This is a genomic window from Chitinophaga eiseniae (assembly GCF_900167135.1).
Lineage (GTDB): Bacteria > Bacteroidota > Bacteroidia > Chitinophagales > Chitinophagaceae > Chitinophaga > Chitinophaga eiseniae.
The window spans coordinates 2002503-2029035 of the sequence record NZ_FUWZ01000001.1 but is presented as its reverse complement, the minus strand read 5'-3'; the positions used below and the strand labels follow the sequence as shown (position 1 = coordinate 2029035).

18 protein-coding genes are annotated in these 26533 nt (G+C 52.6%); 3 read left to right on the top strand and 15 right to left on the bottom strand.

Features of this window, described 5'->3' with window-relative positions; translation table 11 throughout:
- Positions 1-64: 64 nt before the first annotated feature.
- From B5D63_RS08405 to B5D63_RS08390, 4 genes are all read right to left on the bottom strand, one after another.
- Positions 65-649 carry a hypothetical protein gene (locus B5D63_RS08405; protein ID WP_078668263.1) on the bottom strand — a complete coding sequence of 195 codons (585 nt, stop codon included), beginning with the start codon at positions 647-649 and terminating at the stop codon, positions 65-67.
- Between the two features lie 117 nt (positions 650-766).
- Complete coding sequence (locus B5D63_RS08400; protein WP_078668262.1) at positions 767-1768, bottom strand: LLM class flavin-dependent oxidoreductase; 1002 nt, start codon at positions 1766-1768, stop codon at positions 767-769.
- Between the two features lie 11 nt (positions 1769-1779).
- On the bottom strand, positions 1780-4017 hold the full coding sequence (locus tag B5D63_RS08395; protein WP_078668261.1) for a helix-turn-helix domain-containing protein: 2238 nt from the start codon (positions 4015-4017) through the stop codon (positions 1780-1782).
- Between the two features lie 233 nt (positions 4018-4250).
- Positions 4251-4442: a cold-shock protein gene (locus B5D63_RS08390; protein WP_078668260.1), complete on the bottom strand. Its 192-nt coding sequence runs from the start codon at positions 4440-4442 to the stop codon at positions 4251-4253.
- Between the two features lie 237 nt (positions 4443-4679).
- Between B5D63_RS08390 and B5D63_RS08385 the strand changes: the two genes are divergently transcribed.
- A complete protein-coding gene (locus tag B5D63_RS08385) occupies positions 4680-5978 on the top strand; it encodes an MFS transporter (RefSeq protein ID WP_078668259.1) in 1299 nt (432 codons plus the stop codon).
- Here the strand turns inward: B5D63_RS08385 and rpiA are convergent.
- From rpiA to B5D63_RS08345, 8 genes are all read right to left on the bottom strand, one after another.
- Entirely contained in the window at positions 5942-6622 is a 681-nt protein-coding gene (rpiA, locus tag B5D63_RS08380) for a ribose-5-phosphate isomerase RpiA (protein ID WP_078668258.1), read from the bottom strand. The genes B5D63_RS08385 and rpiA overlap by 37 nt on opposite strands.
- Positions 6623-6639: 17 nt before the next feature.
- Positions 6640-8943, bottom strand: coding sequence for an aminotransferase class III-fold pyridoxal phosphate-dependent enzyme (locus B5D63_RS08375; RefSeq protein WP_078668257.1), 2304 nt, complete (start codon positions 8941-8943; stop codon positions 6640-6642).
- Positions 8944-8953: 10 nt separating this feature from the next.
- Complete coding sequence (locus tag B5D63_RS08370; protein WP_078668256.1) at positions 8954-10897, bottom strand: MGH1-like glycoside hydrolase domain-containing protein; 1944 nt, start codon at positions 10895-10897, stop codon at positions 8954-8956.
- Positions 10890-14000: a glycoside hydrolase family 2 TIM barrel-domain containing protein gene (locus B5D63_RS08365; RefSeq protein ID WP_078668584.1), complete on the bottom strand. Its 3111-nt coding sequence runs from the start codon at positions 13998-14000 to the stop codon at positions 10890-10892. Before B5D63_RS08365 ends, B5D63_RS08370 begins: the two co-directional genes overlap by 8 nt.
- Positions 14001-14075: 75 nt before the next feature.
- Positions 14076-15599, bottom strand: coding sequence for a RagB/SusD family nutrient uptake outer membrane protein (locus tag B5D63_RS08360; RefSeq protein ID WP_159455940.1), 1524 nt, complete (start codon positions 15597-15599; stop codon positions 14076-14078).
- Positions 15600-15609: 10 nt separating this feature from the next.
- Positions 15610-18990: a TonB-dependent receptor gene (locus B5D63_RS08355; protein WP_078668254.1), complete on the bottom strand. Its 3381-nt coding sequence runs from the start codon at positions 18988-18990 to the stop codon at positions 15610-15612.
- Positions 18991-19025: 35 nt separating this feature from the next.
- Positions 19026-20036 (bottom strand): FecR family protein, encoded by a 1011-nt coding sequence (locus B5D63_RS08350; RefSeq protein WP_159455939.1) that lies wholly within the window; start codon positions 20034-20036, stop codon positions 19026-19028.
- 53 nt (positions 20037-20089) lie between these two features.
- On the bottom strand, positions 20090-20731 hold the full coding sequence (locus B5D63_RS08345; RefSeq protein WP_159455938.1) for an RNA polymerase sigma factor: 642 nt from the start codon (positions 20729-20731) through the stop codon (positions 20090-20092).
- Between the two features lie 191 nt (positions 20732-20922).
- Between B5D63_RS08345 and B5D63_RS08340 the strand changes: the two genes are divergently transcribed.
- Together B5D63_RS08340 and B5D63_RS08335 are read left to right on the top strand one after the other, a co-directional pair.
- Complete coding sequence (locus B5D63_RS08340) at positions 20923-22542, top strand: M28 family metallopeptidase (protein ID WP_235021481.1); 1620 nt, start codon at positions 20923-20925, stop codon at positions 22540-22542.
- Between the two features lie 18 nt (positions 22543-22560).
- Positions 22561-23349, top strand: coding sequence for a M90 family metallopeptidase (locus B5D63_RS08335; RefSeq protein WP_078668250.1), 789 nt, complete (start codon positions 22561-22563; stop codon positions 23347-23349).
- A gap of 4 nt (positions 23350-23353) precedes the next feature.
- Here B5D63_RS08335 and B5D63_RS08330 read toward each other — a convergent pair whose 3' ends face one another.
- The 3 genes from B5D63_RS08330 to B5D63_RS08320 are packed head-to-tail and all read right to left on the bottom strand — an operon-like array spanning position 23354 to position 26428.
- On the bottom strand, positions 23354-24937 hold the full coding sequence (locus B5D63_RS08330; RefSeq protein WP_143312813.1) for a hypothetical protein: 1584 nt from the start codon (positions 24935-24937) through the stop codon (positions 23354-23356).
- Positions 24876-25868: a FecR domain-containing protein gene (locus tag B5D63_RS08325; RefSeq protein WP_078668248.1), complete on the bottom strand. Its 993-nt coding sequence runs from the start codon at positions 25866-25868 to the stop codon at positions 24876-24878. Before B5D63_RS08325 ends, B5D63_RS08330 begins: the two co-directional genes overlap by 62 nt.
- Before the next feature lie 17 nt (positions 25869-25885).
- Positions 25886-26428 (bottom strand): RNA polymerase sigma-70 factor, encoded by a 543-nt coding sequence (locus tag B5D63_RS08320; protein ID WP_078668247.1) that lies wholly within the window; start codon positions 26426-26428, stop codon positions 25886-25888.
- Positions 26429-26533 lie beyond the last annotated feature (105 nt).

Here is a 26533-nt window from a genome sequence, read left to right as displayed (position 1 = left end):
GTACAAAATAAAAAGACCGGATGGTAATACCAACCCGGCCTGTCATGTATATTAGCTGCTTGCTTTATGGCTGTACTTTAATGGTGACTTTCACCCGTTGCCCATCGGCAGCGGAGATCTTGATCACACCTGTTTTTCCTGCGGCATTTTTGAACAGCACCACGCCCCTGTAGGTAGTAGAGAAAAAACTGTTGTCCTCTTTAACAGACAGATTATTGAGCGCCGAACCATGGGACAGGGTATCAAACTTCGCAGGGTCGAATGCCTGTACCGACGGGGAGTTCATGATCTCCGTAATCGTGGCGTTGTCGAATGTGAATCCGTGCGAAGCAGTGGCCGTGGTGCTGCTGAAGAACAGATTGCCAGGGTCTACCCCGGCAAATACCAGGTCTATGTTTTTACCGTCCCTGGGGAGGTTGCTGCGATAGTACATTTTACCGTCCTTCGTGGAGAAGGCAATGCCGGCGGTTGAACTGGTGCCCGTTACATCGAACTCGAGGTCTTTATATATCGTCAGGGAGTCTTTGGGTGTTACCGCAGGTTGTTCCGGCTTTGGCACATTATCGTCACTATTATCAGTCTTGTCTTTTTTGGAACAGGCGGTCAGCATAACGGCAAGCATAACCGCGCCTAAAATGAGTTTTTTCATAGGGAGATGGTTTTTAGCTCAGGTTTTCGGTCTATAATATAACAGGATATAAAAAAAACGGCTATATGCATAGCCGTTACAAATATAAAAATATTTTAATGATAAAATACGGGTATTTTATCGCTTTAACTGAAAGACATCTGCCAGCAGCTCGTAAGAGCGGAGCCTGTCGGCATGGTCCTGGGTAATGGTGGCGATCACCAGTTCATCCACCGCATAATCTGCCGCCAGTTGTTCAAGGCGGGCTTTTACCTGCGGCGGCGTGCCGGAGATACGGCGGCCGCTGTTGGCCCGTATCCGTGCCAGTTCTTCAGCGCTGTATTCCATATCTTTGATTTCTTCGTAGGTAGGAAATATGTCATATTTCCCTTTTTCGAAGCTCAGCAGGCGATAGTCCATCACCGCTTCCAGTTCAGCTGCTTTCTCCTCCGTATCGGCGCAGAACACAAAAATGCCTACGCTGGCCAGCGGGGCGGCGAGGTGTGGAGAAGGGCGGAACTGCTCGCGGTATCTGGCCACTGCCTGCGGGCCACCTACCGGATAGATAAAATGTGCAAAAGAGAGGGCCATTCCGAAATGCGCCGCCAGCAGGCCACTTTCGCCGCTGGAAGTAAGCATCCACAGGTCGGGCGAGGAAGGGATGACCGGAATGGCTTTTACCTTTTCCTGTAAGCTGCCTGGAGTGATTTTATCGGTGAGCCATGCCTGCAGATCTACCAGCTGCTGCACAAACTCTTTAGGATCAAAGGTATTGGAGGGATTGAGGATATGCGCCGTGATACGGTCGCCGCCCGGTGCACGGCCGATGCCCAGGTCTATACGGCCGGGATATAACGCTTCGAGCAACCGGAAATTTTCTGCTACTTTAAGGGTACTGTGATTAGGGAGCATCACCCCGCCGGAACCGATGCGGATGCGTTCCGTTTCGGCGGCCAGCCGGGCGATCAGTATCTCCGGGGAGGCGCCTGCCAGGCTGTTGGTATTGTGATGTTCTGATAACCAATAACGGGTATAACCCAGTTTGTCCGCCAGCCGGGCCAGCTGAACGCTTTCCTGCAGGGCTTCCGTGGCATTGCTGCCGTTTCTGATCGGTGATTGGTCCAATACGCTAAGTTTCATCGTCTGTCGGTTTAATCTTTCATAATCTCTTCTTCCTGTTGTTTTTTAAGATACCATTGTACTGCCCTAATTTCTGCGAAGGTCACGGCGGGGCCTACACGTTCTTTGATAGGTCCGGCTGCCGTTGCGCCCAGTTCGCGGATATGGGACATGATCAGTTTTACCGTGGCTTCCGGCACAAAGCGGAACAGGTCCAGCTCTCCGGCCTCCACACATTGGGCCAGGTGGCTTTCTACCGTACTTACCGCCAGTTGCCGCGCTACGGCAATATCGGGGATGTTTTTACCGCCCAGGTACAGTTCCAGGGTACCCCGGCGGCTGCTCCCCTTCTCTACTTTGCCTTTGGCTTCCGGTTTACCGCCTTTCTTACCGGCGACAGCTCCTTCAGCCTCTGCATTCCTGAGTTTCGTATAGTCTTTCAGCCCTTTGGTAAAATCCAGGTCGGCGTAAGACACTTCCCATACCTGCTGTAATTTATGCCAGCAATCCGCTTCCAGCGACATCAACTGCAGCAGGTACTTTTTTGACTTCTGTTTTTTAACCGCTGTTATATGCTCCTGCAGGGGCTGTATCAGCTCTTCGTATATGCTTTTGGTAAAGTAGCCGATAGCTTTGTTCACCCGCTCTTCCAGCTGGTCGGTTTCTCCTGTTTGCACGGTTGTGTCGAGCAACTGATGCAGTTGCACCACAAAGCGGTTGGCCACTTCCTGCTGTTGTTCCGTCTTCGCTGTCAGCTGCCGGCTTACCTGCAGCGCGGCATCGATATCCGGCACTTTTTTGTCCTGTATCCATACCGCATGACTGCGGATATTGGCCTGCATACGGTACCAGTCAAAAAGCTGCAGCAATGAGGTGGCCTGGAACTTCTTGCGTTCCATTTCCAGCAGCACCACCAGTTCGTTGGCCGCCACTTCTTTCTCCGCAAATTCAATCACCTGGCGGTCTGTTTTGATGCTACCGTAGGTAATGCGCGAGTGCAGCACCAGTCCTTCCAGTGAGGTACAGCGGCTCAGCGCCACATACACCTGTCCGGGCGCAAAAGCATACCCTGCATCAATGATCGCCCTTTCGAAAGTAAGTCCCTGGCTTTTATGGATGGTAATGGCCCATGCCAGCCGGATGGGAAACTGTGTAAAGCTGCCGATCTCTTCTTCTTCAATGCTGTTTTCTTCCTGATTGAAAGAGTAACGGATATTGCGCCACGTTTCTTTCGCCAGTTTCAGTTCTTCGTGGGAACCGGCCAGCAGCAAGGTAATTTCTTCGTCATCGATATCTGTGACCGTCGCCAGTTTACCATTATAATAACGGCGGGGTTGCGCCAGGTCGTTTTTCAGGAACATCACCTGCGCACCGATTTTCAGTTGCAGCACCAGCTCCGTGGGCAGTGCTTTATCGCTGAAGTCCCCTTCTATCCTGCCTTCAAAGCGGAAGAGTTTTCCAGGCATTTCCGCCAGGCGGCGGGCGTTGATATCGTCTGCTTTTCGGTTGTGGGTAGACAATACGATGTATTCACCGTCTTCTCCTTTAAAATAAGGGTCATAGCGGTCGTTGAGCAACATCAGGTCTTCTTCTTCCACCTCACTGTTGCGGATGCGGTTCAGCACATCGATGAACAGCTGTTCGTTCTGCCGGTATATCTTTTTTAACTCGATATATAACGGGGGCGCCTGATCGATAACACGGGCGTCGAAGAAAAAGGAGCTGTTGTAATATTCCGAGAGCAGCTGCCATTCAGAATCCGGCACCACCGGCGGCAACTGGTACAGATCGCCGATGAACAGCACCTGTACGCCTCCGAAGGGTAATAGTGGTTTGTTACGAAAGTGCCGCAGAATGGTGTCGATCGCATCGAGCATATCGCAGCGTACCATACTCACCTCATCGATGATCAGCAGTTCCAGCTCCTGCAGCAATACCTTTTTGTCGTTCGTAAAACGGATGTTGCGGAACAGGCTGTGTTTATCCGTGCTGCTGATTCCATCCATGCCAAACCCACGTTTGCTGCCCGGGATAAACGGTCCGAAGGGCAACTGAAAAAAGGAGTGCATGGTAACCCCGCCGGCATTGATCGCTGCCACGCCGGTAGGCGCTACCACCACGGTATTTTTCTTCGTATGTTCTTTGATGTATTTCAGGAACGTAGTCTTCCCTGTGCCGGCTTTACCGGTCAGGAACACGTGGCGGTTTGTCTGGTTAATGAAATCTGCCGCCAGGTGGAAGATGATATTTGTATTATCAGGTTGGGGCATGATATTTAAAATTGAAACCGCAAATATAATTTATTTTATCGCATCCGGGACCCCGGGGCTAAAGCCCCGGGCTATGTTGTGTTTGCATCTGAAGAGCCGTATTTTTATTTGGACCGGAGACGCCGGTAACAGGTTGTTGTGACACGCAACACCATATATTTTCACCCGGGCATAAAAAAAACTGCCCCGGCAAAACGCCGGGGCAGTCCTTAACAAAACTATTATTCAATAAGTTATGCCAATCTTACGTTTACAGCATTCGGGCCTTTTCTGCCTTCTTCCACGTCGAATACTACGCGGTCATTTTCGCCGATGCTTTCTTTGATACCAGAAACGTGAACAAAAATTTCTTGTCCTGTTCCTTCGATTTTAATGAATCCAAAACCTTTAGCTTCATTAAAAAATTTAACTACACCTGTTTGCATTTTTTATTAATATTTAATTGTGAACGTGTTCTCGCCATTTTTTTTAACAGGCGGCTACCTGGGGGCAACTAGAAGAAAAAATGTAAGAAAAAAGCTGAATGTACCCGGAGATCACCAACAGAATTGAAATACAATATTCTTAAGAAGCGCAACGAAGATAACGGTTTAGCGTATACCATCCAAACTTTTTTGTAACTGCACCGAAAGCAAGTTTATTTATATATTTTTGATACCTATATGAAAAACACGGACGCATGGCGTATTAAGGCCATTTTAACCGGCTCTGCCGGCAATCTCGTGGAATGGTACGACTGGTACATTTACACTACATTTTCACTCTATTTTGCCCCGGTCTTCTTCCCGAAAGGGAGCTACACGGCCCAGTTGCTGAACACCGCCGCCATCTTTGCGGTAGGCTTCCTGATGCGTCCTATCGGGGGATGGATGTTTGGCCGCATTGCCGACCAGAGAGGGCGGAAAACCGCCATGACGCTGTCTGTGCTGCTAATGTCCCTGGGCTCCGTGCTCATTGCCTTTACCCCTTCCTATAATACCATAGGGGTGGCCGCGCCCGCCCTGCTGCTGGTAGCGCGGCTCCTGCAGGGCCTGAGCGTAGGCGGCGAGTACGGCACTTCCGCCACCTACCTTAGCGAGGTGGCCACCGCCGGCCGCCGTGGCTTCTTTTCCAGCTTTCAATATGTAACGCTGATCGGGGGACAACTGACCGCCCTCGGCGTGCAGATGCTGCTGCAACGGGTGTTCCTTACCCCTGAACAGCTGCACAGCTGGGGATGGCGGATTCCTTTCGTGATCGGCGCCCTGCTGGCTTTCGTGGCCCTGTACCTCCGTACCCATATGCAAGAGTCCGGTTCTTTTGAGCAACATACATCTTCCAAAAACAGAGGTTCTGTCAAAGCCCTGTTCCGGCAGTATCCGCGGGCGGCTTTCACAGTCGTGGGCCTCACCATGGGTGGTACGCTGGCCTTTTACACCTACACCACCTACATGCAGAAGTTCCTTGTCAACACCGTACATCTGACCATTGAAAGAGCGACCACCATCACCTTTTTTGTGATGCTGATATATGCCTTTTTGCAACCTCTATTCGGCTGGCTGTCAGATATCTGCGGCCGCAAACCGCTACTGATCGGGTTTGGCGTACTGGGCACGGTACTTACCGTCCCCATCCTTACCGCTATCAGTCACACCAGTTCGGAATGGACGGCTTTCTGGCTGATACTGGCGGCACTGGTGATTGTGAGCGGCTATACGTCTATTAATGCGGTGGTGAAAGCGGAGATGTTCCCCGCAGAGGTGCGGGCGCTGGGCGTAGGCTTTCCTTATGCCATTACGGTGGCGCTCTTCGGCGGAACAGCCGAACCGATCGCCCTGTATTTCAAAAAAATCGGCCACGAACCATGGTTTTACTGGTACGTGACCGTCTGTATCTTTATCTCCCTGCTGGTATATATCGCGGTACGCGATACCAAACACACCTCTTACCTGGACAAGGATTTCACGGAACCATCGGCATAGCCGATGATAACGCGGCTGGCGTAGTGGAGGAACAAACCGTTCTCCACTACGCCGGGAATATCATTCAGTTGCTGATGCAAAGCAACCGGATCTTTGATCCGCTCGTAGTGACAGTCGAGGATGAAATTACCGTTGTCGGTCACCACCGTACGACCATTGCTGGTACGCAACACCGGCGCGGCATCCAGGGCAATGAGCCTCCTGAAGGTCAGCTCCCAGGCAAACGGTATAATCTCTACCGGCAATGGAAAACGCCCGAGATGTTTGACCACCTTGGATTCGTCCGTGATCACGATCATCTCGGCAGAAGCGGCGGCCACGATCTTCTCGCGCAACAACGCTCCTCCGCCTCCTTTGATCAGCCGCAAATGTTCGTCCACCTCATCAGCACCGTCAATGTCCAGGTCTATCCTATCAATTTCGCTGAACGGAATAATGGGAATTCCTTGTTTACGGGCCAGCTGCTCGGACTGTTCGGACGTGGCCACCGCCCTTAGCGGCATCCCCCCACTCACCATCTCGCCTATACGCATAATGGCGTAATAAGCGGTACTTCCGGTACCCAGCCCGATGGTCATATTCGGTTTGATGTATTCGGTGGCTTTCTCGCCGGCGGCCTTTTTGGCCACGTCCTGTTGTTGCATGCAACAAATATAAGGAATCAGAGGGAAGACAGCACCTCGTCCAGATGGGCCAGCAAAGCGTCGGTATTGGCTTTGTTAAACACCATCGGCGGCTTAATCTTCAGCACATTGTGCAACGGGCCGTCTGTGCTCAACAGGAAACCGCGTTGTTTCATGGCTTCTACCACCGCATCTATCTCCGGCACAGCAGGTTCCAGTGTGTTACGATCACGTACCAGCTCCGCCCCGATGAAGAATCCATGCCCGCGTACATCTCCGATGATGGCATGTTTTTCTTTCAGCCGGCGCAGGCCTTCCATGAAGTAATTGCCGGTGACCCGTGCATGCTCCTGCAGGCCTTCTTCGCGGATCACGTTCAGCACGGCCAGTCCTGTAGCCATAGATACCGGGTTGCCGCCGAAGGTATTGAAGTACTCCATGCCATTGTTGAACGCGTCAGCAATAGCACGGGTCGTCACAACCGCTGCCAGCGGATGTCCGTTACCAATCGGTTTCCCCAGCACCACGATATCCGGCGTCACTTCCTGCAGCTCAAAGCCCCAGAAAGCATCGCCTACACGGCCAAAGCCTACCTGCACCTCGTCAGCGATACATACGCCGCCGGCAGCTTTCATCGCAGCATACACTGCTTTCAGGTAACCCGGCGGCAACGGTATCTGTCCGCCTACGCCCAGCAGCGTTTCGCAGATATAAGCTGCCACGCCCCGGCCCTGTTCTTTCAGACCGGCAATGATACCGGACACGTCGGCGGCATACTTTTCTCCTGCCTGCGGATCGTCTGCCCGGTAAGGCCCGCGGTACATATCAGGGTTCAGCGCTTTATGGGTATGCTCCGGTTTACCGAAGCCTCCTTTACCGTCGAACTTATACGGGCTCAGCTCCATCGCCACGGTAGATGTACCATGATAAGCGTGGTCCAGCACGATCACATCTTTCTGCTGCGTATAATGGCGGCTCATACGGATAGCCAGATCATTGGCTTCCGAGCCGGAATTGGTAAAGTAACACACCTCCAGGGAAGGCGGCAGCGTTGCTATCAGCTGATTAGCGTAATCCACCAGGTGGTCGTGCAGGTAGCGGGTATTGGTATTGAGCCGTGCGGCCTGCTGCTGCAGGGCTTTCACCACTACCGGGTGACAGTGCCCTACGTGACAGGGATTGTTTACGCAGTCGATAAACGTACGGCCTTTATCATCGTAGAGATATTGCAGCGCGCCACGGATGATCTTCAGCGGCTCTTTATAGCTGATGCTGAGGTTGCGGCCGATGTGCGCCTTACGTTCAGCCAGCAGCGGCGTATGGTCAACCTCGTTATTGATCACCGGCTGGAAGCCGCAGGCGGTACGGAAAGCCTGTTGCATCGCCAACGGATTGATCGTAATCAGGTGAAAAAGCAGCTTCCACGCGCCATTTTCTGTAATGAAATGGAATTCATTATCACTGCCTGCAGCCGCCTTTTCTGCGGAGGTAGTCACGCTGATGCATAAACGGGCAGCGATCAGGTAGTACAGCAGGTCCGTCTCTTCCGGCGTCAGCGGGTAAGCTTCATGGTATCCTTTTACCACGGCCACAGCGGCTTCCATCGGGTCGCCGGCTTCCAGCATGGCGTAGGTACAGGCAATAGCCACATTATTGACCAGCTGCGTGTACACCATATCACCAAAATCAATCAGGCCGCTCACAAGATCGTGCTGCACCAGTATATTATAGTCGTTGGCGTCGTTGTGAATGTAAGCTTTGCGCAGACGGTGCCACAGCGGCAGCACTTCTGTTTCAAACTGCAGCAGGAAATACGCTGCCAGGCGTTTTTTCTCCGGGTCTTTGATGCAAGGCAACTGATCACGGGCATCGAGCGCATGAGCGAGGTCCCAGCGGATATCGCGGTGCATGGCGGGATGAGAGAAGGTTTCCAGTGCCTTGTCCATTTTTCCGAGGAAGCTTCCCCAGGAAGTATACAGATCGCGTGTGCCCTTTACCGTTACTACCGGCTGTCCTTCCAGCCAGGTGTACAAACGGAGGTAATACAGCTCTTCCGGTGTAGCGAGACGAGTCACCGGTTCGTCTTTCTGGTTGCGCACCACCTGCTGAAAGCGGCCTTTGGTGTCGCCTTTGGCCAGGTGTTCCAGTATGCGGACCTGTGCATCGAGGAAAGAGGGACGCTGGGATTCACCGGCGATCTTACAGATCCAGGCGTTGCCCTGTTCATCTTTCACATAAAAATTGGCCTCATCATAGCCTTCCAGTTCTTTCGCAGTAACGGTAAGACCGTAATGCTCCTGCAACAGCTTCACCACCCCGTTGGGAGAAAAAGTATAAAACATAGCGTCTGTATTAAAATTTATCTGACAGTAAGAGCAGCACATGTGCGGCTGTCCAACTGAAATTCACCGCATTCAGGCCTTTGCCGGTCAGCGGGTGATAGTTTTCGCGCAGCGGCTGATCATCTTTCATGCCCGCTGCATGTTGCCACAGTTTATTCACCAGCGCTCTCGCGGCGGCCTGCTGCTTGTATTGCTGCAAACCCTTCACCCCGAAATAAAACTGGTCTATCCATACCGGTCCGCGCCAGTAACCCCGTTGCGGGTCAAAAGCCTTTTCGCTGGCATCCAGCACCGGCAGGGGCACTAAAGTATTAAAAACAGTGGTATCCAGCATGTACTGCGCCATCTTTTTTACGCGGGATGCCGGTGCTATGCCCGCCCACAGCGTCACCCAGGCCTCTGCGCCTTTCACGCGGACCAGTTCACCGGTCAGCTTCCGGTCATAATAATAACCGCTGGCAGTATCGAAGAACAGGTGGTTGATCTGTCGGTTCAGGATGGCCGCTTCCTTGCGCAGGGCGCCTCCCACCGGTTGACCGATGACGGTCGCTATCTGTGCGAGTATTGTTTTTTCTTTGGACAGATAGACGTTCAGGTCGACAGACTCCTGATCGAGCGACCAGGCGCCGGGGCCGTTTTGCAGCATCTTTGCCTTATCGAAACGTACGGCGTTGTCCATGCCACTTTCCCATGCCGCAGCGATACGGGTGCCATCCGTAGAGCCGAACTCACAGAGGCCGTTGCGATCGTGGTCCCGCTCAGCATACCACCACTGATGATAACGGTCCAGTGCGGGATACATCTCCCGGAGGAAAGCGGTATCACGGGTGGCGGCAAATATTTCCCATACCGCCCAGGCAGCCAGCGGCGGCTTGGTATCGCGGAAATTGTTTTCAGTGCTGTCGGCATATACACAGTCAGGCACCATACCGGTAGCTGTCTGGTAGTCAAACATGGAACGGATGTTGTCCTTCGCCAGCGATGGCGCAAAATATACCAGTCCCACAGCCTGTTTCCAGCTGTCCCATGACCAGAAGCCGTAGAAGCCCTGGTAAGAAGCGGAAGGGAATACGCCATCATGACGCAGGTGGCCGGCAGCGCTGCGCCAGTTGGTAAGCAGCGTGATCATACTTTTCACTGCCAGCCGGCTGCGGAAACGGTCTTTTTCATTAAAAGGCATACGGCGGAACAGCTGTTGCAGGTAACCGTTCCAGCGTTGTTCGTTCTGTTGCAGCATGGTGGCAAACGCCTGCCCGGAAGCGGCAGCCACTTCTCCGCCAGGCCAGAAGCCCTGTGACTGCAGGTCTTCCACCTGACCGCCTGCGGGTATGGAAATGTCCCTTGCTGCCGTGTAGCCGTCTGTGGTAGTCTCTATATTCCAGGCGCCTTCGGATTGCCAGTGCAGGCGGAAAGTATGTTTTGTACCGGCAACAGTTACCCGTACCGATTTATCTTCCCGGGCAAACTGCGCTCTTTTCAGCAGCGCCGCGCCCTGCCATTGCAGTTTCAGCTGCATCGGTTGCGCGCTGTTGTTCCGGATAACCGTTTGTATCACCGACTCCCGGTTGTTGCTAAAAACCAGCTGCATCTTTACCTGCACGGCGCCAGACCGGAGCCCCAGCTGTAACAGGCCGGGATAATAGCGGGTAGCGGCGGTATCCTGCTGCAACGGCAGCTCCTGCCCATCGGCATACAGGTGCAGCTGCGCGATGGCTTTAGACAGCCACTCTCCTTTCATGTCCATCAGCAGCGGACCGGTAAAACCGGTGGCTGTACCGGGTACCGGCAATGCATAGGCGTGCCATGCGCCATTATCCGAAAAGAAGGAAGTGGCAATGCGGTTCGTATCTTTTACAGTGTAACGGATGTCCAGTACATCCGCGAAGTGGTTCCGTTGTGCGCTGACTGTCTGTTGCATCAGCAACAAGGCCAGCAGCCATTTCATTTTATTCATATCGCTCTTTCGCCTTTTCTGCAGGTTCATCACCGGACCGCAAAGGTCTTAATGTAAATTGATATTGATAAGGTTTATACACCAGCGTATAAGGTGCATGGGGTTTGGCGCCCCAGCTGTTATCGCCGCCGAGGCCGGCCTGCTGGTAGTCTATGTTCCACCAGATCAGTGCATCGTTGTTCATGGAGCCGCCATGCACGTTGTGCTTGCGGTTGAAATTGAGCCGGTCCCGGTCGAAATGCAGCACGCCGGTATTCAACAGGGAATCGGTACGTACCATCCATCCGTTGCCCGACGCGGAACGCAGCGTCATCCAGTGTACATCGGAGCGGTAGCCGCTTTCCTGTGCGCGGGGATAAGGATGGAACAGCGAGTCGGCGGGCAGCGTGTATACGTCTACGTCTGCAGCGTACTTACGGTCCTGGTAGTTATCGAACGGACCGCGGCCCAGCCAGGTCACGTTATCCAGTGCGGGATGGAGCACCATCTTCATGCCCATGCGGGGCAGTTCCGGCATCATCTTCTCCCCGGGCTGGAAATGGACGTTCACTTTAATATCTCCGTTGGCAAAAATCGTATAGTCTGTTTCGTAAGTCGCATTTACCAGCGGCAGTGCGTGTTTTGCCTGTACCTGCACCTGCTGTTTGTCTTCCCGCACGATGTTGGCGGAGAGCAGCTGCGTACTGTCACCGGCGTGTTGCCAGACGGCGCAGCGCATCTGCTGACTGTTACCGATGTCGTTGTCTGTGGGGGCGCGCCAGAAATCGGGTTTTAACGCCTGTTGCATATAGGCGGCGCCGTTGGTGGTAAACTGCTCCAGCCAGCCATTTTTAATGGTTGCCGTAAATGCAGTATTTCCGATCTCCCATCCGCCGTTGATTTGTTTTACCTGCAAGGGGTTACCGGTAACGGGTTGCGTTTTCACGGGCGTATACCAGGGCAGCTCAAACTGATCGGTAGCCAGGGTAAAGCCGGCAGGTAACATGCCGTCCGCGTTCTTCAGCGTGGCTTTCAGGTGCAGGAAATAATGCATACCGGGCTGCGGCTTCACCTCAGGGAGGCCTATACGCAGGGTATCCTGGTGATGCGGCAGCAGCAACCGGTGCGGCAAGGAAGCCGAAGCGATCACTTTCCCGTCTCCCTTCAGTTCCCAGGTAAGGTGGATATTTTCGAGCTGGTGAAAGTCATACCGGTTGGTAATCTGCAAAAGATCGGCAGACAACCCGATGGCCGCGAACTGTACCGGCTGATATACTTTCTTCACTTCAAATGCCTGCGGATGCGGCGAGCGGTCGGCCGCCAGCATACCATCAGCACAAAAACTGGTATCGCTCGTAGCGCCTACGGTGCCCATATCGGCGCCATATGCCCAGATAGCCCTGCCCAGCGAATCATGTTGCAGGAAGGTTTGATCGGTGAAATCCCAGATGAAACCACCCTGTAACTGTTCGTATTTATTGATCAGTTCCCAGTCGTCGCGGAGGTTACCGCCACTGTTGCCCATCATGTGGGCATATTCGCACTGGATCAGCGGCCTGTCGCGGTATTCTTTCACATATTCCTGCATCCAGGCAACGGATTTATACATAGGCGCCACAATGTCCGTCCATGGTGTATTACGGGCGGGTTCGTACTGTACCGGACGGGTATTGTCGCGTTGTTTGGTCCATTTATAGGTGTTGATGAAATTATCGCCGAAGTCGCTTTCGTTGCCTAATGACCAGGTAATGATGCTGCAATGGTTTTTATCGCGTTCCACCATACGGCGGGTGCGGTCCAGATAGGCAGCCTTCCATTCCGGTTTATCGGACAGGGTTTTCAGCGGGTGCATGCTCATGCCGTCGCATTCGATATTGGCTTCATCCACAACATAGAGGCCGTACCGGTCGCAGAGCGCATACCACTCTTCCCGGTTGGGGTAGTGACTGGCGCGCACGGCGTTGATGTTGTACTGCTTCATGGCATAGATGTCTTTCAGCATACCTTCGCGGTCCACCACTTTGGCGAAACGCATGTCATGTTCGTGGCGGTTCACTCCTTTAATGACGATCGGAGCTCCGTTGACCATCAGCAGGCCTCTTTTGATTTCCACGGTGCGGAAACCGATCGCGTGGGTAAAGCTTTCTACCGGGCGGCCTTGTTTGTCTTCCAGCGTAACGATCAGCTGATAGAGGTTCGGCCGTTCTGCATCCCATGTTTTAACGCCGGGGACTATCTGTTGCAGCTGCAGCAGGCTGTCGCGGCCGACGGGCAGCACTTTGGTAAAAACAGGAACGCCGTTGTCCTGCAGCGTCACACGGATACGTGTACCCTTGTCCGTAGCCGCGGGTATTTTATTAAGCGCCAGGTCCAGTTGCAGGGAACCGTCTTTGTAATTGTTGACCAGCAATGGTTTGGCAAAAAAGTCGTAGATAGATAAGGGAGCGCGGGCCACCAGGTAAACGCTGCGTTCTATGCCGCTGAGTTTCCACATGTCCTGTCCTTCGAGATAGGAGCCGTCGCTGAAGCGGAACACCTGCATGGACACGGAGTTATTGCCCGGCTGCACAAAAGCCGTAACGTCAAATTCCGCAGGGGTTTTGCTGTCCTTGCTGAAGCCGGCGTATTTACCATTCACCCATACATATACAAATGCGTTGGCGGCGCCGATATGCAGGACGGTTTGTTTGCCCTTCCAGGTGGCGGGCAGCTGAAAATTGCGGCGGTAAGAGCCGACAGGGTTCTGTTCTTTGGGTACAAATGGTGGATTGGGCGTGAAAGGATACTCCACGTCCGTAAAAATATATGGGGCATAACCTTCCGTTTGCCAGTTAGCCGGCACACGGATCGTTTTCCAGTTCGTTACATCATAGGCGGGTTGTTCAAATCCCTGTGGGCGGACAGCGGGATTGGCCGCGAGGTGGAATTTCCAGATACCGTCCAGCGACAGTCTGAAGGGAGAGCTGTCTGCTTTCAGGGCCGAAGCGGCGTCCGGGAAGGGAATAAAATGCGCGTGCGGGAACAGCGTGTGTTCAGAAGGCTTCTGCGGGTTCTCCCAGTCGTTGGACTGCGCCACCAGGGTAGCCGGTAAACACAGCAAAGCGAGTAAAGCAGTTTTCATCATGGTACCGTGATATAAAACCACCGGCGGCTGCAAGGCCGCCAGTGGGATTGTTTAACCGTTATGGATCCTAAATTATTATTGGGCCAGTGGGTTGTTCAGCGTCTCTTTCAATGGCAGCGGATAATAGCTTTTATCCGCGGTGAAAGGTCTGCCAGCTGCCTGCATCTCTTGTGACAGCAGGCCCCAGCGGCGAAGGTCATAAAAACGGCTGCTTTCCAGGGTGAATTCCATCACCCTTTCATGCACCAGTTGTTTAAATATATCGGCCTTGTTAGTCAGGTTCAGTGGCGGCATAGCAGAGCGGGCACGTACCTCGTTGATCTCCGTCATGGCCGTAGCCGGTATGCCCAGTTCGTTCTGTGCTTCGGCGTACAGCAGTTTCACGTCCGCATAGCGGATCATGGGCATATTGATGGCGTTGGCGTTTCCCAGCTTGTCGAGGCTGGCCGGCAGCCATTTACGGAAAGCTATGGTGTTGTTTTCGAACACCTCGTTGTACGTATAGCCGTATACGCGGGGATTGGCGGCATCGTTGAAATAATCATCCTTAAAGAAGACGGTGTTATATACACGATGGTCGTACAGGCCGTCGGTAGCCACTTTCCCTTCTTTCAGCATTTCTGTCAGCAGTCGTGGCACACCATAGATTTCGCCGTATCCACCCAGTTCAGATGCGGCCATCCAGTCGCTGAGATAAGATTTGAAGTAGGCGCCGTTAGACTCATCCATGGTTTGTTGCAGTTCAAACACGGATTCCGTAGTGTTGCTGGTGGTACCGTTGAACATGGACATATAATTGGACACGAGACTGTACTGTTTGGAATCGATCACCTTTTTCAGCCAGGAGGAAGCCTCGGTGAAATAGGCGGTGGCTTTGCCTTTGTCTTCGCCGGCGCGGTACATGAGCGCTTTGCCGAGGTAAGCCTGGGCGGCGCCTTTGGTAGCGCGGCCCAGTTCTGTGCCCGGTCTTTCGCTGCGCAGCGGCAGATCGGGTTCCGCCGCTTTCAGGTCGGAGATGATCATGTCCCATACTTCGGGACGGGAAGATGGTGCTTTCGGCAGATCTGCTTCGCCATTGGGTACCTTATCGCGGATGATCACTTTCTCGAAATTAGTGATCAGCTTAAAATAATAGTACGCACGGAGGAAGTGGGCTTCCGCGAGGATCATCTTTTTGCTGGCAGCATCGATCTGTTTGTCGGTCATGATGTTCACGTTCTCCAGTACCTGGTTGGTGAAGTTGATGCCGCGGTAGTTATCTCTCCAGAGCAGGTCGATGGCGTAATTACCGGAGTTATAGCTATAGTTATAGATCTCCGTCCACCAGCTGTAGTTGTAGGCGTCGGCGCCCGGCTCCACGAAATCTTCCCGGTAGTATTCGCGGCAGGAACGGGCTTCCACGAAGTTGTCCCAGCCGGCGAAGCTCTCGATCCTGGAGTAAGCCGCAGCCAGCCCCGTGAGGGCGCGTTCGCGGGATGTCCAGAAGTTATCCGATGTCAGCTTGTCGGGCGAAGCCTGTTCCAGCAACTCTTTTTTACAGCTGGTATTCAATACCATGGCTGCGGATAATAAGGATATATATAACAAAGATTTTTTCATAACCATTTTTTTAGAATTCCAGCTGTGCACCAGCCATCAATACTTTGTTTTGCGGATACATCAGGCGGTCCAGACCACTGTTGAGGATGTCTGTACGGCCGATTTCAGGATCGGGTCCGGTGTATTTGGTGAACGTGAGGATGTTTTGTGCACTTACGTAGAGGCGTAACCGTGTCACTTTCGCCCGTTGCAGGAGCTGCGGGGAGAAAGCATAACCGAGGGTTACGTTTTTCAGGCGCAGGTAGCTGCCACTTTCGAGGAAGCGGGTAGATTCGCGGTTGTTGCCGTTAGGATCTCCCAGTACGGCACGGGGCACATCGGTATTGGTATTACCCGGCGTCCAGGCGTTGAGGGTGCTCACGTCGAAGTTACGGCCGGCGTCCATCCCCTGCAGTTCGTACTTGTTGCCGTTGTAGATTTTGTTACCGCCTACGCCCTGCCAGAACAGTTGCAGATCGAAACCTTTCCAGCCTGCGGTCATGTTCAGGCCATATTCTATTTTAGGGAAAGAGCTGCCTTTGTATGTTTTGTCTGCGTCATTGATGATACCGTCGCCGTTACTGTCTTTAAAACGTACGTCTCCCGGTTTGGCATCTGGCTGCAGCAGTTCGCCTTTGCTGTTTTTATAGGCAGCTACTTCAGCGGCGGACTGGAAAAGGCCATCCGCTTCGTACAGGTAGAAGGCGCCTACTTCGGTGCCTACCTGCGTGGTATTCGGAACAGGGCCGGTGCCATATTTCAGACCGGTGCCATACAGTTTCTGGCCGTCGTTGGCGAGTGCCAGCACTTTGTTTTTCACCTGGCTAAGGGTACCGGTTACACTGTAGTTCCAGTCACCGTGTTTATCGGCCCAGGTCATCTCCAGTTCCCAGCCGCTGTTTTTGAAGCGGCCGACGTTCAGGATCGGGTTATTGAGGCCATTGCTGGGGGCCAGTTCTCTTCTGATCAATACATCAGAGGTGACGTTGTTGAAATAGTTAAATGAACCGTTCAGTTTATTGAAGATAGCGAAGTCGAAACCGGCGTTTCGGCTGGTATTGGTTTCCCAGCGCAGATCTTTGTTACGCAGTTCCCAGGCAGCGCCGCCGGGCCATGCGGTACCGCCGCCACCTTGTACGGAGCCACCACCCCACAGGTTGTTGATCAGGATCAGCTGCTGATGGTCATAGGCATTCAGCACTTCTTCGTTGCCCAGGCGGCCGTAGCTGGCGCGCAGTTTCAGCATATTCAGCCAGGTGATGCCCTGCATGAAGGGTTCGCTCTGGATATTCCAGCCTACAGACACTGAAGGGAAGGTACCATAGCGGCGGTTCACACCGAATTTGGAAGATCCGTCGCGGCGGACAGCCAGTTGCAGCAGGTATTTACCATCGTAGGCATAGTTGACACGACCCAGCCAGGAGAGGCGGTCTGTCTGCCAGCGGGTGCCGGTGGCGTTGAAAGTACCGCCTTTAGCGCCGTCCATGGTGTTGAACAGCGGATCGAGGAAGCCGCCCGGCACTACATCGGAACTGATCTGGCCGTCTTTCACGGAGTACACGGTCGTTTTACCGTCGGCAGTAGTCAATACGTTGTTGTATGTTTTTTCCAGGGCAGTGTAGCCAGCCAGCAGGTTCAGGCTGTGTTTACCGAAGGAGCGGTCGTAGTACAACAGGTTTTCCATCAGGCGTTGACGTTCGTTGCCACGGTTGTCCTGCAGCTGCGCAAAAGGGATCAGCGGGTCGTTGGCATTGGCACGGTACGGCGGATGGTAAGCGTAGGTGAAGTAGTTGCTGTTCGCCAGGCTCAGGTTGGTCACGAACTTCATGCCTCTCAGCAGCTCGAGTGTCAGGCGTGCGTTCCCGTTGAAGTACTGGATTTTATTGCTGTTATCGTTGTAGAAGTTCACACCTACTGCGTTTTCGAACTTAGGCAGCTGGTTGATCTGCAACGCGTAGCCATACTTTTCTTTGTCATCGTATACTGGTAACAGTGGCGACTGGAAGTAGGCGTCTTTTACGCTGTAGGGTACATCACGGCGGTCTGTTTCCGCATATACGAGGTTGGCTTCTACGGTGAGGCGGCCTTTCTTGTATTCGTTGCGCGAGCGGATGGATTTCTTCTTAAAATTGGATCCCAGGAAGGTACCTTTTTCGTTGGTGATGTTACCGCTGAGACCATAGGTGAAGTATTCGCTGCCGCCGGTGAGGTTGAGGCTATAGTTTTCGCTGTTGCCCTGTTGCAGTATTTCATCCTGCCAGTTGGTATTGGCGGTGATACCTGTTTTCAGGTAAGCGGGCCTTCTGGTGCTGGCCGGTGCAGGCTCGTACATCATGGTATGTACTTTCAGGTAACCTTCTGCATCGAGCAGGTGCTGTTTGCCGGTAGGGTTCACGATGCTGTACCAGCTGTTGAATTCAATTTTCGGCGCCCCTTTTTTTCCTTTTTTGGTGGTGATGAGGATCACGCCGTTGGCGGCTACTGAACCGTAGATAGAGGCAGCAGCACCGTCTTTCAGTACTTCAATGGAAGCAATATCGTTGTTGTTGAGGTAATAGGGATCTGCTGGGCTGCCGTCCACGATGAACAGCGGCTGGTGGGAGCCGAAGGTGCTGATACCGCGCAGGCGGATATCGGCCATGGCACCGGGAGCGCCGCCTGTGTTGGTAACAGTGAGGCCGGCCACTCTACCCTGCAATGCATTCACGGGGTTGTTGCTGGCCACATTGGAAATTTCATTTCCTTTTACGGAGGTGATGGCGCTGCTCACATTTCTTTTGCTTTGTGTGCCGTAGCCTACCACCACCACCTGGTCCAGGACTTTGGTAGAAGCCGCAAGGGTAACGGTCAGCGGTCCATTTCCGTTGACTGTTACCTCTTGTGTTTCGTAGCCGATAAAGGATACTTCCAGCACCGCCCCTGGTGGCAGGTCGGTGAACCGGAAGCCGCCATTCACATCTGTGAGCATACCGCGCGGTGTGCCTTTTACCCGTACACTTACGCCGGGCAGGGCTTCACCCGTATTGCCTTTCACAACACCTGCCACCACTTTCTCCTGTGCCGGTTGAGCGGCAGTCAGGGCGGAGGTGGCCGGCGCCGCTTTCACCAGGATGATGTCTTCTGTCATCCTGAACTGAAGCGACGTAGCATGGCTGATTTCCTGGAGTAAACTTTCTACTGTCCTTTCTTTTTTATCGATGGTTACAGGTTTTAATTTTTCCAGATCATCAAGATTATACGAGAATTTCAGGCGGGTGTTTTTCTCGAGATACTGTATCACATTGAGCACCTTTGTCTGCCTGAATCCCACGTCAATCTTGTCTTTCAGTCCTTCTGCTATTTGCGCCCAACTTAGCAAAAGGGATGATAGGAGCATGGCACAGCATGCCCTTAGAAGGGATGTCTTCTTCATAACGCATTTTGGTTGTTTAAATGTACCTGTGTGGACTATTTACTGATTGGTTGCACGAATAAAGTGTCGTTTTTTGTCACGGACTCCAGTCCGTTGACAAAACAAACTGCTGCCAGCACTTCATTCAGCGATTTGTTGTTGAATACGCCGTTAAAGCGGATAGGTTTATTTTTACGTGTGATTACTTTTACATTGATACCATACCAATACCCCAGTGTGGACGCGATCTCATCGGGAGAGGCATTATGAAAAACGAGGCGTCCGCTGCGCCAGGCTTTTTCCCTTTCAGCGTCGAAATTATTTTTCACAAAGCGGGCATGTGTTTTACCGGTCGTCAGTTGCTCACCGGGTATTAATTCGGCCACCGCTGCTTCCTGCGCCACGCGTACTTTTCCTTCTACGAGGGTAACGGCCGTGTGTTGATCGTACCGGTACGCACGTAATTTAAAGGCAGTTCCCAGCGCCTGCACATGGAGGTTACCGGTGCTCACCACAAAAGGTTTCCCTTCTGCTTTAGCCACTTCAAACAGGGCCTCTCCTTCCAGGACGAGGTTACGCTGCTTTTCGTTGTAGCTGGCAGGTACTTTCAGCGTACTGTGCGCATTCAGGATCACCAGGCTGCCGTCGGCCAGCATCACCTGCCGGCGCGCAGTGTCACCTGCTTTAAAGAGTGTGTAAGACTCATTGACAACGGCGGGAGCGACGGAGCGATGACTGTTCAGCCACCAGGCCGCAGCGGCCAGTGGTAAAATAGCGGCAGCGGCAATGCGGGCCATCCGTTTCCAGGAGATCTTTTTAACCGGCGTATCAGCCGCTGCCAGCGCAGCTTTCAGCTTACCGAATTCTGTTTCCTTTTCTTCCGGCGTAATACGCAGCCCAAGCCGGAATAACCATTCCCGGGCTTTAGCGGCTTCCTCCTGTTTATGCGGGTACCGTTCCAGCCAGTCTTCCCAGAACTGCACGTCTGTATCGTTGCTGCGGAGGCAGTAACGCACAAAGGAGTCATTTAATATAAAGTCTTCCGCCTTATACTGCTGTAAGTCCATAGCAGGCATTTAACTATAAAGAGGGGGGTATCTTTCTTTTTTTACCAAAGAAATCAGGAAAAATTTTCCAGATCGATCAAAAGCAGCAGCAGCGCGATAAAAGTGGCATCGTTGTATACTTCCCGGATACGTACGAGGGCGTTGTGGATGGTATTATAGATGGTCCTGGGTGTGGCGGCGGTCTTTATGGCTATCTCTTCAATGCTCAGGTCTTCGTAGAAACGCATCCTGATAAATTCTTTCTGACGGCTGGTGAGGAGCGCCAGCATTTTTTCCAGCTTCTGTTTTACCAGGCTGTCGTTTTCCTGGCGTATCAGCACGGTTTCGTAGGGCTGCTCCTCCGGCTCGGGGAATAGCTGGCTGTCGGCCAGCACAGTACCTTTCTGGCTTTTGGTCAGCAGTTTATATAGTTTTCTTTTAAAGCAGATAAACAAGTACGCCTGGATATTCTCAGGCATGTCGAGCTGTTGGCGCTTGCGCCAGATATCTACAAAAATGTCGTTGATGGCTTCTTTTACCATGCCTTTGTCCAGCACTACTGATATACCATAATGGTAAAAATTATCGTAGAGGTCATGGTAAATTTTATACAGTCCCTGTTCATTGTCCTGCTGCATTTCATACCAGAAGCCGGCGTAATCCTTTTCACCGTACCGGCCTGCGCTGGATTCGGTTGAGCGATGTGCGTTGAGCATACAGCTGAGCATTTTGGTTGGCCCGTGGGGAGCAATTATTTGTTCTGATTTCTGGCGGCAAATTAAGGGTTTAGATTGAAACGACCATTCTTTTATTGTGAATGACTTGTAAATCCGCCTCCTGCTTTTCGTATTTTTAATTTCGTTATTTTTATCATGAATGGTTTTTGTTTATTATCAATTATCTTATTTTGAAAGCACCCATCCTCTTTAGCATGGCCGCCTCCCTGCTGTGGCAGGGCGTTCAGGCCCAGGACTCGTCCGCCGTCCGGGCGATCAATGCCAACAGCTTCGCCAGACATATACAGGTACTTGCCTCCGATGCCTTTGAAGGCCGTAAGCCTTTCACCCGCGGCGAAGACAGCGCCATCCACTACCTGGCGGCGCAGTTCAAAGCGCTGGGACTGAAGCCCGGTAATGGCAACAGTTACTTCCAGGAAGTGCCCATGGTGTCCATCGGCTCCAAACCTGCCGGCAACCTGATTGTCAAAGGTGACAAAGGCGAGGTGTCCTTACAATACCTCGATGATTATGTGGCAGGCACGCGCCGTGTACAGGAGCAGGTCAGCATCCGCCAGTCCGAACTTGTATTCGCCGGTTATGGTATCGTGGCACCGGAATACGGCCATAACGACTACGCCGGCCTGGATGTAAAAGGGAAAACCGTCATCGTGATGATCAACGATCCCGGCTTTGCCGACAACACGCTTTTTAAAGGGCGCACCATGACCTACTACGGCCGGTGGACCTATAAATTCGAAGAAGCCTCCCGGCAGGGCGCGGCAGGGGTGATCATCATCCATGAAACAGCTGCCGCCAGCTATCCCTGGAAGGTAGTGCGCAGCGGATGGTCCAATTCCAAACTGCATCTGCAGACGGCAGACAACAATATGTCCAGGACCGCCCTGGAAGGCTGGATCACCCAGGACGCCGCCAGGAAAATCTTCCAGCTGGCCGGCATCTCCCCCGATATCATGGAAAAAGCAAACCAGAAGGATTTTAAACCGGTAGACCTACACCTGCAAACATCGCTGGTCATCAACAACACCATCAAAAAATCATCCTCCCATAACGTACTGGCCATACTGCCAGGCAGCAAAAGACCCGATGAATGCGTCGTATTTTCAGCTCACTGGGACCATTTCGGTATCGGTGAACCGGTGAAGGGCGACTCTATCTACAACGGCGCCGTAGACAACGCCACCGGCACCGCGGGCCTGCTCGAACTGGCCACCGCCTTCACCCGCCTCCAACAAAAACCGGCCCGCTCCGTGCTGTTCCTTTCCGTTACCGGTGAAGAACAAGGCCTGCTGGGCTCAGAATATTATGCCAGCCACCCCGTCTTCAAAGCCGAAAAAACAGTGGCGGACATCAACCTGGACGTACTCAATACCTTCGGCCGCACCAAAGACGTGACCGTGATCGGGATGGGACAGTCTGAACTGGACGAATATGCCCACCGGGCGGCCGCCAAACAGGGCCGCGTGACCGTTCCCGAAGCCAATCCCGAAGGCGGCTGGTTTTTCCGCTCAGATCACTTTAACTTTGCTAAAAAGGGTATCCCCGGTTTATACCTGGGCCCAGGCAACGATATCTTAGGCAAAGCTCCCGGCTCCGGCAAGGAAAAAACAGCAGCGTATAACCGTTTACGTTATCACTCCCCCGCTGACGAGTTTAACCCTGATACCTGGGTGATGGACGGCATGGTAGAAGATGTACGCCTCATGTTCGACGTTGGCTATACCCTCAGCAACGAAAGCACTTTCCCGCAATGGAAAAAAGGCTCAGAGTTCAAGGCGTACCGGAAATAAACAATAACACCCGGTAACATGATCATGGTATTATTCGGATTAATAATGATAGGGCTCATCCTGTTCTTGTACCTCAAGAACCAGGTCAACCGCCATCAACTTAAGAAAACTGCAGTTCCCGATACCTACCGGGAACTGCTGCAAACACACGTACGTTATTACCAGCAGCTCACAGAAGCGGATAAAAACCGCTTTGAGCAACAGGTACAACGTTTCCTGAAAAGAACGCATATCGAAGGCGTAGGCACGGAAATAGAAGCGCTCGACCGCGTACTGGTGGCTGCCAGCGCTATCATCCCCATCTTCGGTTTTAAAAACTGGGAGTATTTTAATCTCACCAACGTGATCCTCTACCCGGATACCTTTGACGAATCGTACCAGTATGAAGGCAACCGCCGGAATATCCTGGGCATGGTAGGCAGCGGCGCGCTCAACGGACAGATGATCCTCTCCCGCTCCGCGCTGCGCGAAGGTTTTTCCAATACCACCGACAAAAGCAACACCGCCATCCACGAGTTTGTACACCTGCTGGACAAGGCCGACGGCTCTGTAGACGGGCTTCCTACCAAATTACTGGAGCACAGCTACAGTATTCCCTGGCTTAAACTGGTGCATCAGACCATCCAGGAAATGGCGGAAGGCCGTACGGATATCAACCCGTACGGCGCCACCAACCAGGCAGAATTTTTTGCTGTGATTTCTGAGTATTTTTTTGAAAGGCCCGATCTGTTGTCGGAGAAACACCCCGAGCTCTATAAAATGCTGACGCATATTTTTCAACAAGACCCGGCTAAGAGTATTGCCTGATTTTTTACCGCGCTTTCCGGAAATGTAACCGGTAAATAACACTCACCTGTACGCCCAGCCACATTTTCCGGCTATCCGCCGCATCGGGACTGAAAGTATCGCTGATAGTATACAACGGCTTGAAGTAACGCACGTCTTTCAGCGCCGTTTCTTCCGCGCTGCCCAACGGTGTAGGGCTACCCATCATATAATATGCTGAACGCAGGATATTGAGGGATATACCTGCCTGTACCCCCAGGTGATCATTCAGCCGCCGTTCTCCCATGAGCGCCAGTTTTTGCCAGCGTATACGGACCTCCTTCTTTAAAAAGGTGGCAGAGTCATAATCAAATTGCATTTTCCCGGTGGTCGCCTGCAGGTGCAGCCGCCAGTCTTCTCCCAACGGAGCGGAAACACCAACGCCGTAACGTAGTCCCGATGCACCTCGACCGGTACCCCACGAGGCCAGCGCATACAGGAAAGGCATACCTGCCTGCAGCTGCCCGTTGACGATAAAGGATTCTTCCAGGGAGACACCTGCTCCTACAAAGGGGGTAAGACCGGGCCGCAGACCGTCACTGCTGTTGCGGATACCGCCACCAGAGGAGCGGCGAAACCAGTTGGACAGGAAAAAAGAGCGTTCCCCGGCACTGCCACCGCCTTTTAGTTGTCGCACAGGCTTGTCCGTACCTCCCGCCTGCCGTGTGGCAGCTGTTTCCGGAAAGTTGGTTGTTTTCTGCTGAGGATTGTTGGCGGCCGGTTGGTTCCGTATAGCCTCCGCCGTGAGGGGTGGCGCAGGCTCCTCTTTTTTCACCGTAGTATCCGGCGGAGTATTTGTGCCGATACCGGGGAATTCAATATTGCCTATCCCCCAGCCTTTGTTTTCTTTTTGCCCTTCGGGCGATGATTTTCGCAGCGATAAATTTAACCTGCCGGTGTCTCTTCTATACGGCAACGTATCGTTTTTTAATCCGACGGCGGCACGCAGGGAATCCTGCCTGTAAAGCAGCGTGTCCCGCTTTATTCCGGCGACGGCAGTATCTGCGCTGTCCCGTATAACAGGCGTGTCAGTAACCGGACGATGAAGCGAAACAACAGTATCCGCGGTTGGTTTCGTTGCGGTACTCATCCTGGTTGCTGCCGGCGATGCATTTGCCACCGTTTTTTTTGCGGCGGCCGGTTTCCGTACAGGCGTTTTCACCCTGGCGCCGGGTGAGGTGGCGGTGACCACTGGTTTTATCGGTGGCGCATCTACGAAAATAACGTGGCCGCCCAGCAATTTGTAACTGATGCCGGTCTGCTTTCGGATATTTTCCAGTAAAGCGCCGAGCGGTTGTGTTTTCTGATGTATATGTATCAGGCGGGAAGGAGAGAATTTACGGGTATTCAGGGAGAAACGGGTACCGGTTTGCTGCCCCACCACTTTCAGTAGCTTGTCGAGCGGCATCTCCCCTGCAGAGATGGTAATATTTTTCTGAAGGTTGACAGCACCTGACTGGCTGTAACTGTGTAAGACTCCCGAAAGCAATAAGACGACCAACAGCCATTTACCCGCCGCAGCCGGCGCCGCTGATGAAGACCTCGTCTTTTTCAAATCTGCATGTGACATTCAATGTAACGGATATAACCTCGAAAACGTATTCTATCGGTTTGTTTTCAAATGAGCTGCTCATCGTACAGTCTTCCAGCGCTTTATTTTCAAATACCACCCGGACACCATAGGCTTTTTCCAGTTGTGCGGTAATCTGTTTCAGGGTGATGTTCTCGAAATTAAACACCCGGGTCGCATACCCGAGCTGATTGCTGTTAAACGCGCCGGCAGTGAGCCCCAGCTCTTTACGGGCAATGTGATATACGCCTTCCTGTCCGGCTTTTACCTTTATGCTGCTATCCCCCCTCGACATGCGTACGGCGCCGGTTTTCACCATCACCGCAATCGTCGTATCTGATTGCCGTACATTAAAGGAAGTCCCCAATACCTCAATGCGGATATCACCCACTGCAACAATAAACGGTTTACGTGGCTGCGAAGTTACATCAAACCACGCTTCCCCGGATAATTCAACCCAACGGGCCGTATCCCCGAAACCAGCCGCGTACTGCAAAGCAGTATGACTATTGAGCACCACGGTGGACTGGTCGGGCAACGTATCCCGCCGGATGGCCTCGCCGGTTTCTTTCGATACGACAGCCAGCGCTCTCCTTTCGTTCCCGGGACGGAGCATGAAAAACAGGATAGCCGCCACACCCGCCAGCAATACAAATCCTGCAGCAATACGGCTTAGCGGCAGCATTTTCCGGACAACCGGCCGGGTAGTCATCCTTGCCTTCAGTTCGTGCAGGGCCACAGCTTTATCGGGCAACTGGTAACGTTGTTTCAGCGCCGCATCGTCCCATACCGCCGCCACCTGGTCGTACAGCTTCCGGTGGTCGCGGTGTTCCCTGATCCAGTCATCCACAGCCATTGCCTCTTCCGGGGTGGCTTCCCCGGAAAAATATCTTCCTAATAATTCATATGGCAGGTTTTCAGCAGTGCTCATGATCTATTAATTGAAACTCATAAAAACAAACAGGCAAACAATATCATTACCGTGATGTCGAACAATTTCGCCCTTAATATCTTCAGGGCCTTTCCCATCTGTACTTCCACCGTTTTAACGGACAATCCCAGATCGGCCGCTATTTCAGCATACTTCCGGCCTTCAAAGCGGCTTTTGCTGAAGATCAGCCTGCATTGCGGGGAAAGACTGTCGATATGCTCCATGATCCGCCGGTGGGTCTCTTTGCTTACCAGCTCATTGCGGTGCTCTAGGGCCGGCGGACGTTGTGCCAGGTAATTGTCTTTCACCTTCTCATGCCGTTTGACATTGAGACAGTAATGATATACCGCCGTGTACAGGTATGATTTAACGGATTGTTGTTCATCAATATCCGCCCTTTTTTCCCACAGTTTCAGGAAAACCGCCTGTACAGCGTCTTTTGCCTCATCGTTGTCTTTCAGGATCGTGAAGGCATAACGGTGCAACCCATCAAAGTAGGTATGAAAACATTCTTCCACCAGCTTCTCCTGGTCTTTAGCCTTACCAAAATGTATATCCACCGGTTATTGTTTCAAAAGCTCCCAACAACTACACCTTAGCTGTAAAATACCCTTATCCCGCCCCAAAAATAATTTATTTTCTTCCCGGTAAGGGGAATTTCAGGG

What these genes read in the sequence shown, in the direction of transcription:
- B5D63_RS08400 (WP_078668262.1), bottom strand. Translation starts at nt 1,768, where the DNA reads ATGAAACTTAGCGTATTGGACCAATCACCGATCAGAAACGGCAGCAAT.
- B5D63_RS08350 (WP_159455939.1), bottom strand. Translation starts at nt 20,036, where the DNA reads ATGGACTTACAGCAGTATAAGGCGGAAGACTTTATATTAAATGACTCC.
- B5D63_RS08395 (WP_078668261.1), bottom strand. Translation starts at nt 4,017, where the DNA reads ATGCCCCAACCTGATAATACAAATATCATCTTCCACCTGGCGGCAGAT.
- B5D63_RS08360 (WP_159455940.1), bottom strand. Translation starts at nt 15,599, where the DNA reads ATGAAAAAATCTTTGTTATATATATCCTTATTATCCGCAGCCATGGTA.
- B5D63_RS08345 (WP_159455938.1), bottom strand. Translation starts at nt 20,731, where the DNA reads ATGCTCAACGCACATCGCTCAACCGAATCCAGCGCAGGCCGGTACGGT.
- B5D63_RS08390 (WP_078668260.1), bottom strand. Translation starts at nt 4,442, where the DNA reads ATGCAAACAGGTGTAGTTAAATTTTTTAATGAAGCTAAAGGTTTTGGA.
- B5D63_RS08370 (WP_078668256.1), bottom strand. Translation starts at nt 10,897, where the DNA reads ATGAATAAAATGAAATGGCTGCTGGCCTTGTTGCTGATGCAACAGACA.
- B5D63_RS08355 (WP_078668254.1), bottom strand. Translation starts at nt 18,990, where the DNA reads ATGAAGAAGACATCCCTTCTAAGGGCATGCTGTGCCATGCTCCTATCA.
- B5D63_RS08335 (WP_078668250.1), top strand. Translation starts at nt 22,561, where the DNA reads ATGATCATGGTATTATTCGGATTAATAATGATAGGGCTCATCCTGTTC.
- B5D63_RS08375 (WP_078668257.1), bottom strand. Translation starts at nt 8,943, where the DNA reads ATGTTTTATACTTTTTCTCCCAACGGGGTGGTGAAGCTGTTGCAGGAG.
- B5D63_RS08330 (WP_143312813.1), bottom strand. Translation starts at nt 24,937, where the DNA reads ATGTCACATGCAGATTTGAAAAAGACGAGGTCTTCATCAGCGGCGCCG.
- B5D63_RS08405 (WP_078668263.1), bottom strand. Translation starts at nt 649, where the DNA reads ATGAAAAAACTCATTTTAGGCGCGGTTATGCTTGCCGTTATGCTGACC.
- B5D63_RS08385 (WP_078668259.1), top strand. Translation starts at nt 4,680, where the DNA reads ATGAAAAACACGGACGCATGGCGTATTAAGGCCATTTTAACCGGCTCT.
- B5D63_RS08365 (WP_078668584.1), bottom strand. Translation starts at nt 14,000, where the DNA reads ATGATGAAAACTGCTTTACTCGCTTTGCTGTGTTTACCGGCTACCCTG.
- rpiA (WP_078668258.1), bottom strand. Translation starts at nt 6,622, where the DNA reads ATGCAACAACAGGACGTGGCCAAAAAGGCCGCCGGCGAGAAAGCCACC.
- B5D63_RS08325 (WP_078668248.1), bottom strand. Translation starts at nt 25,868, where the DNA reads ATGAGCACTGCTGAAAACCTGCCATATGAATTATTAGGAAGATATTTT.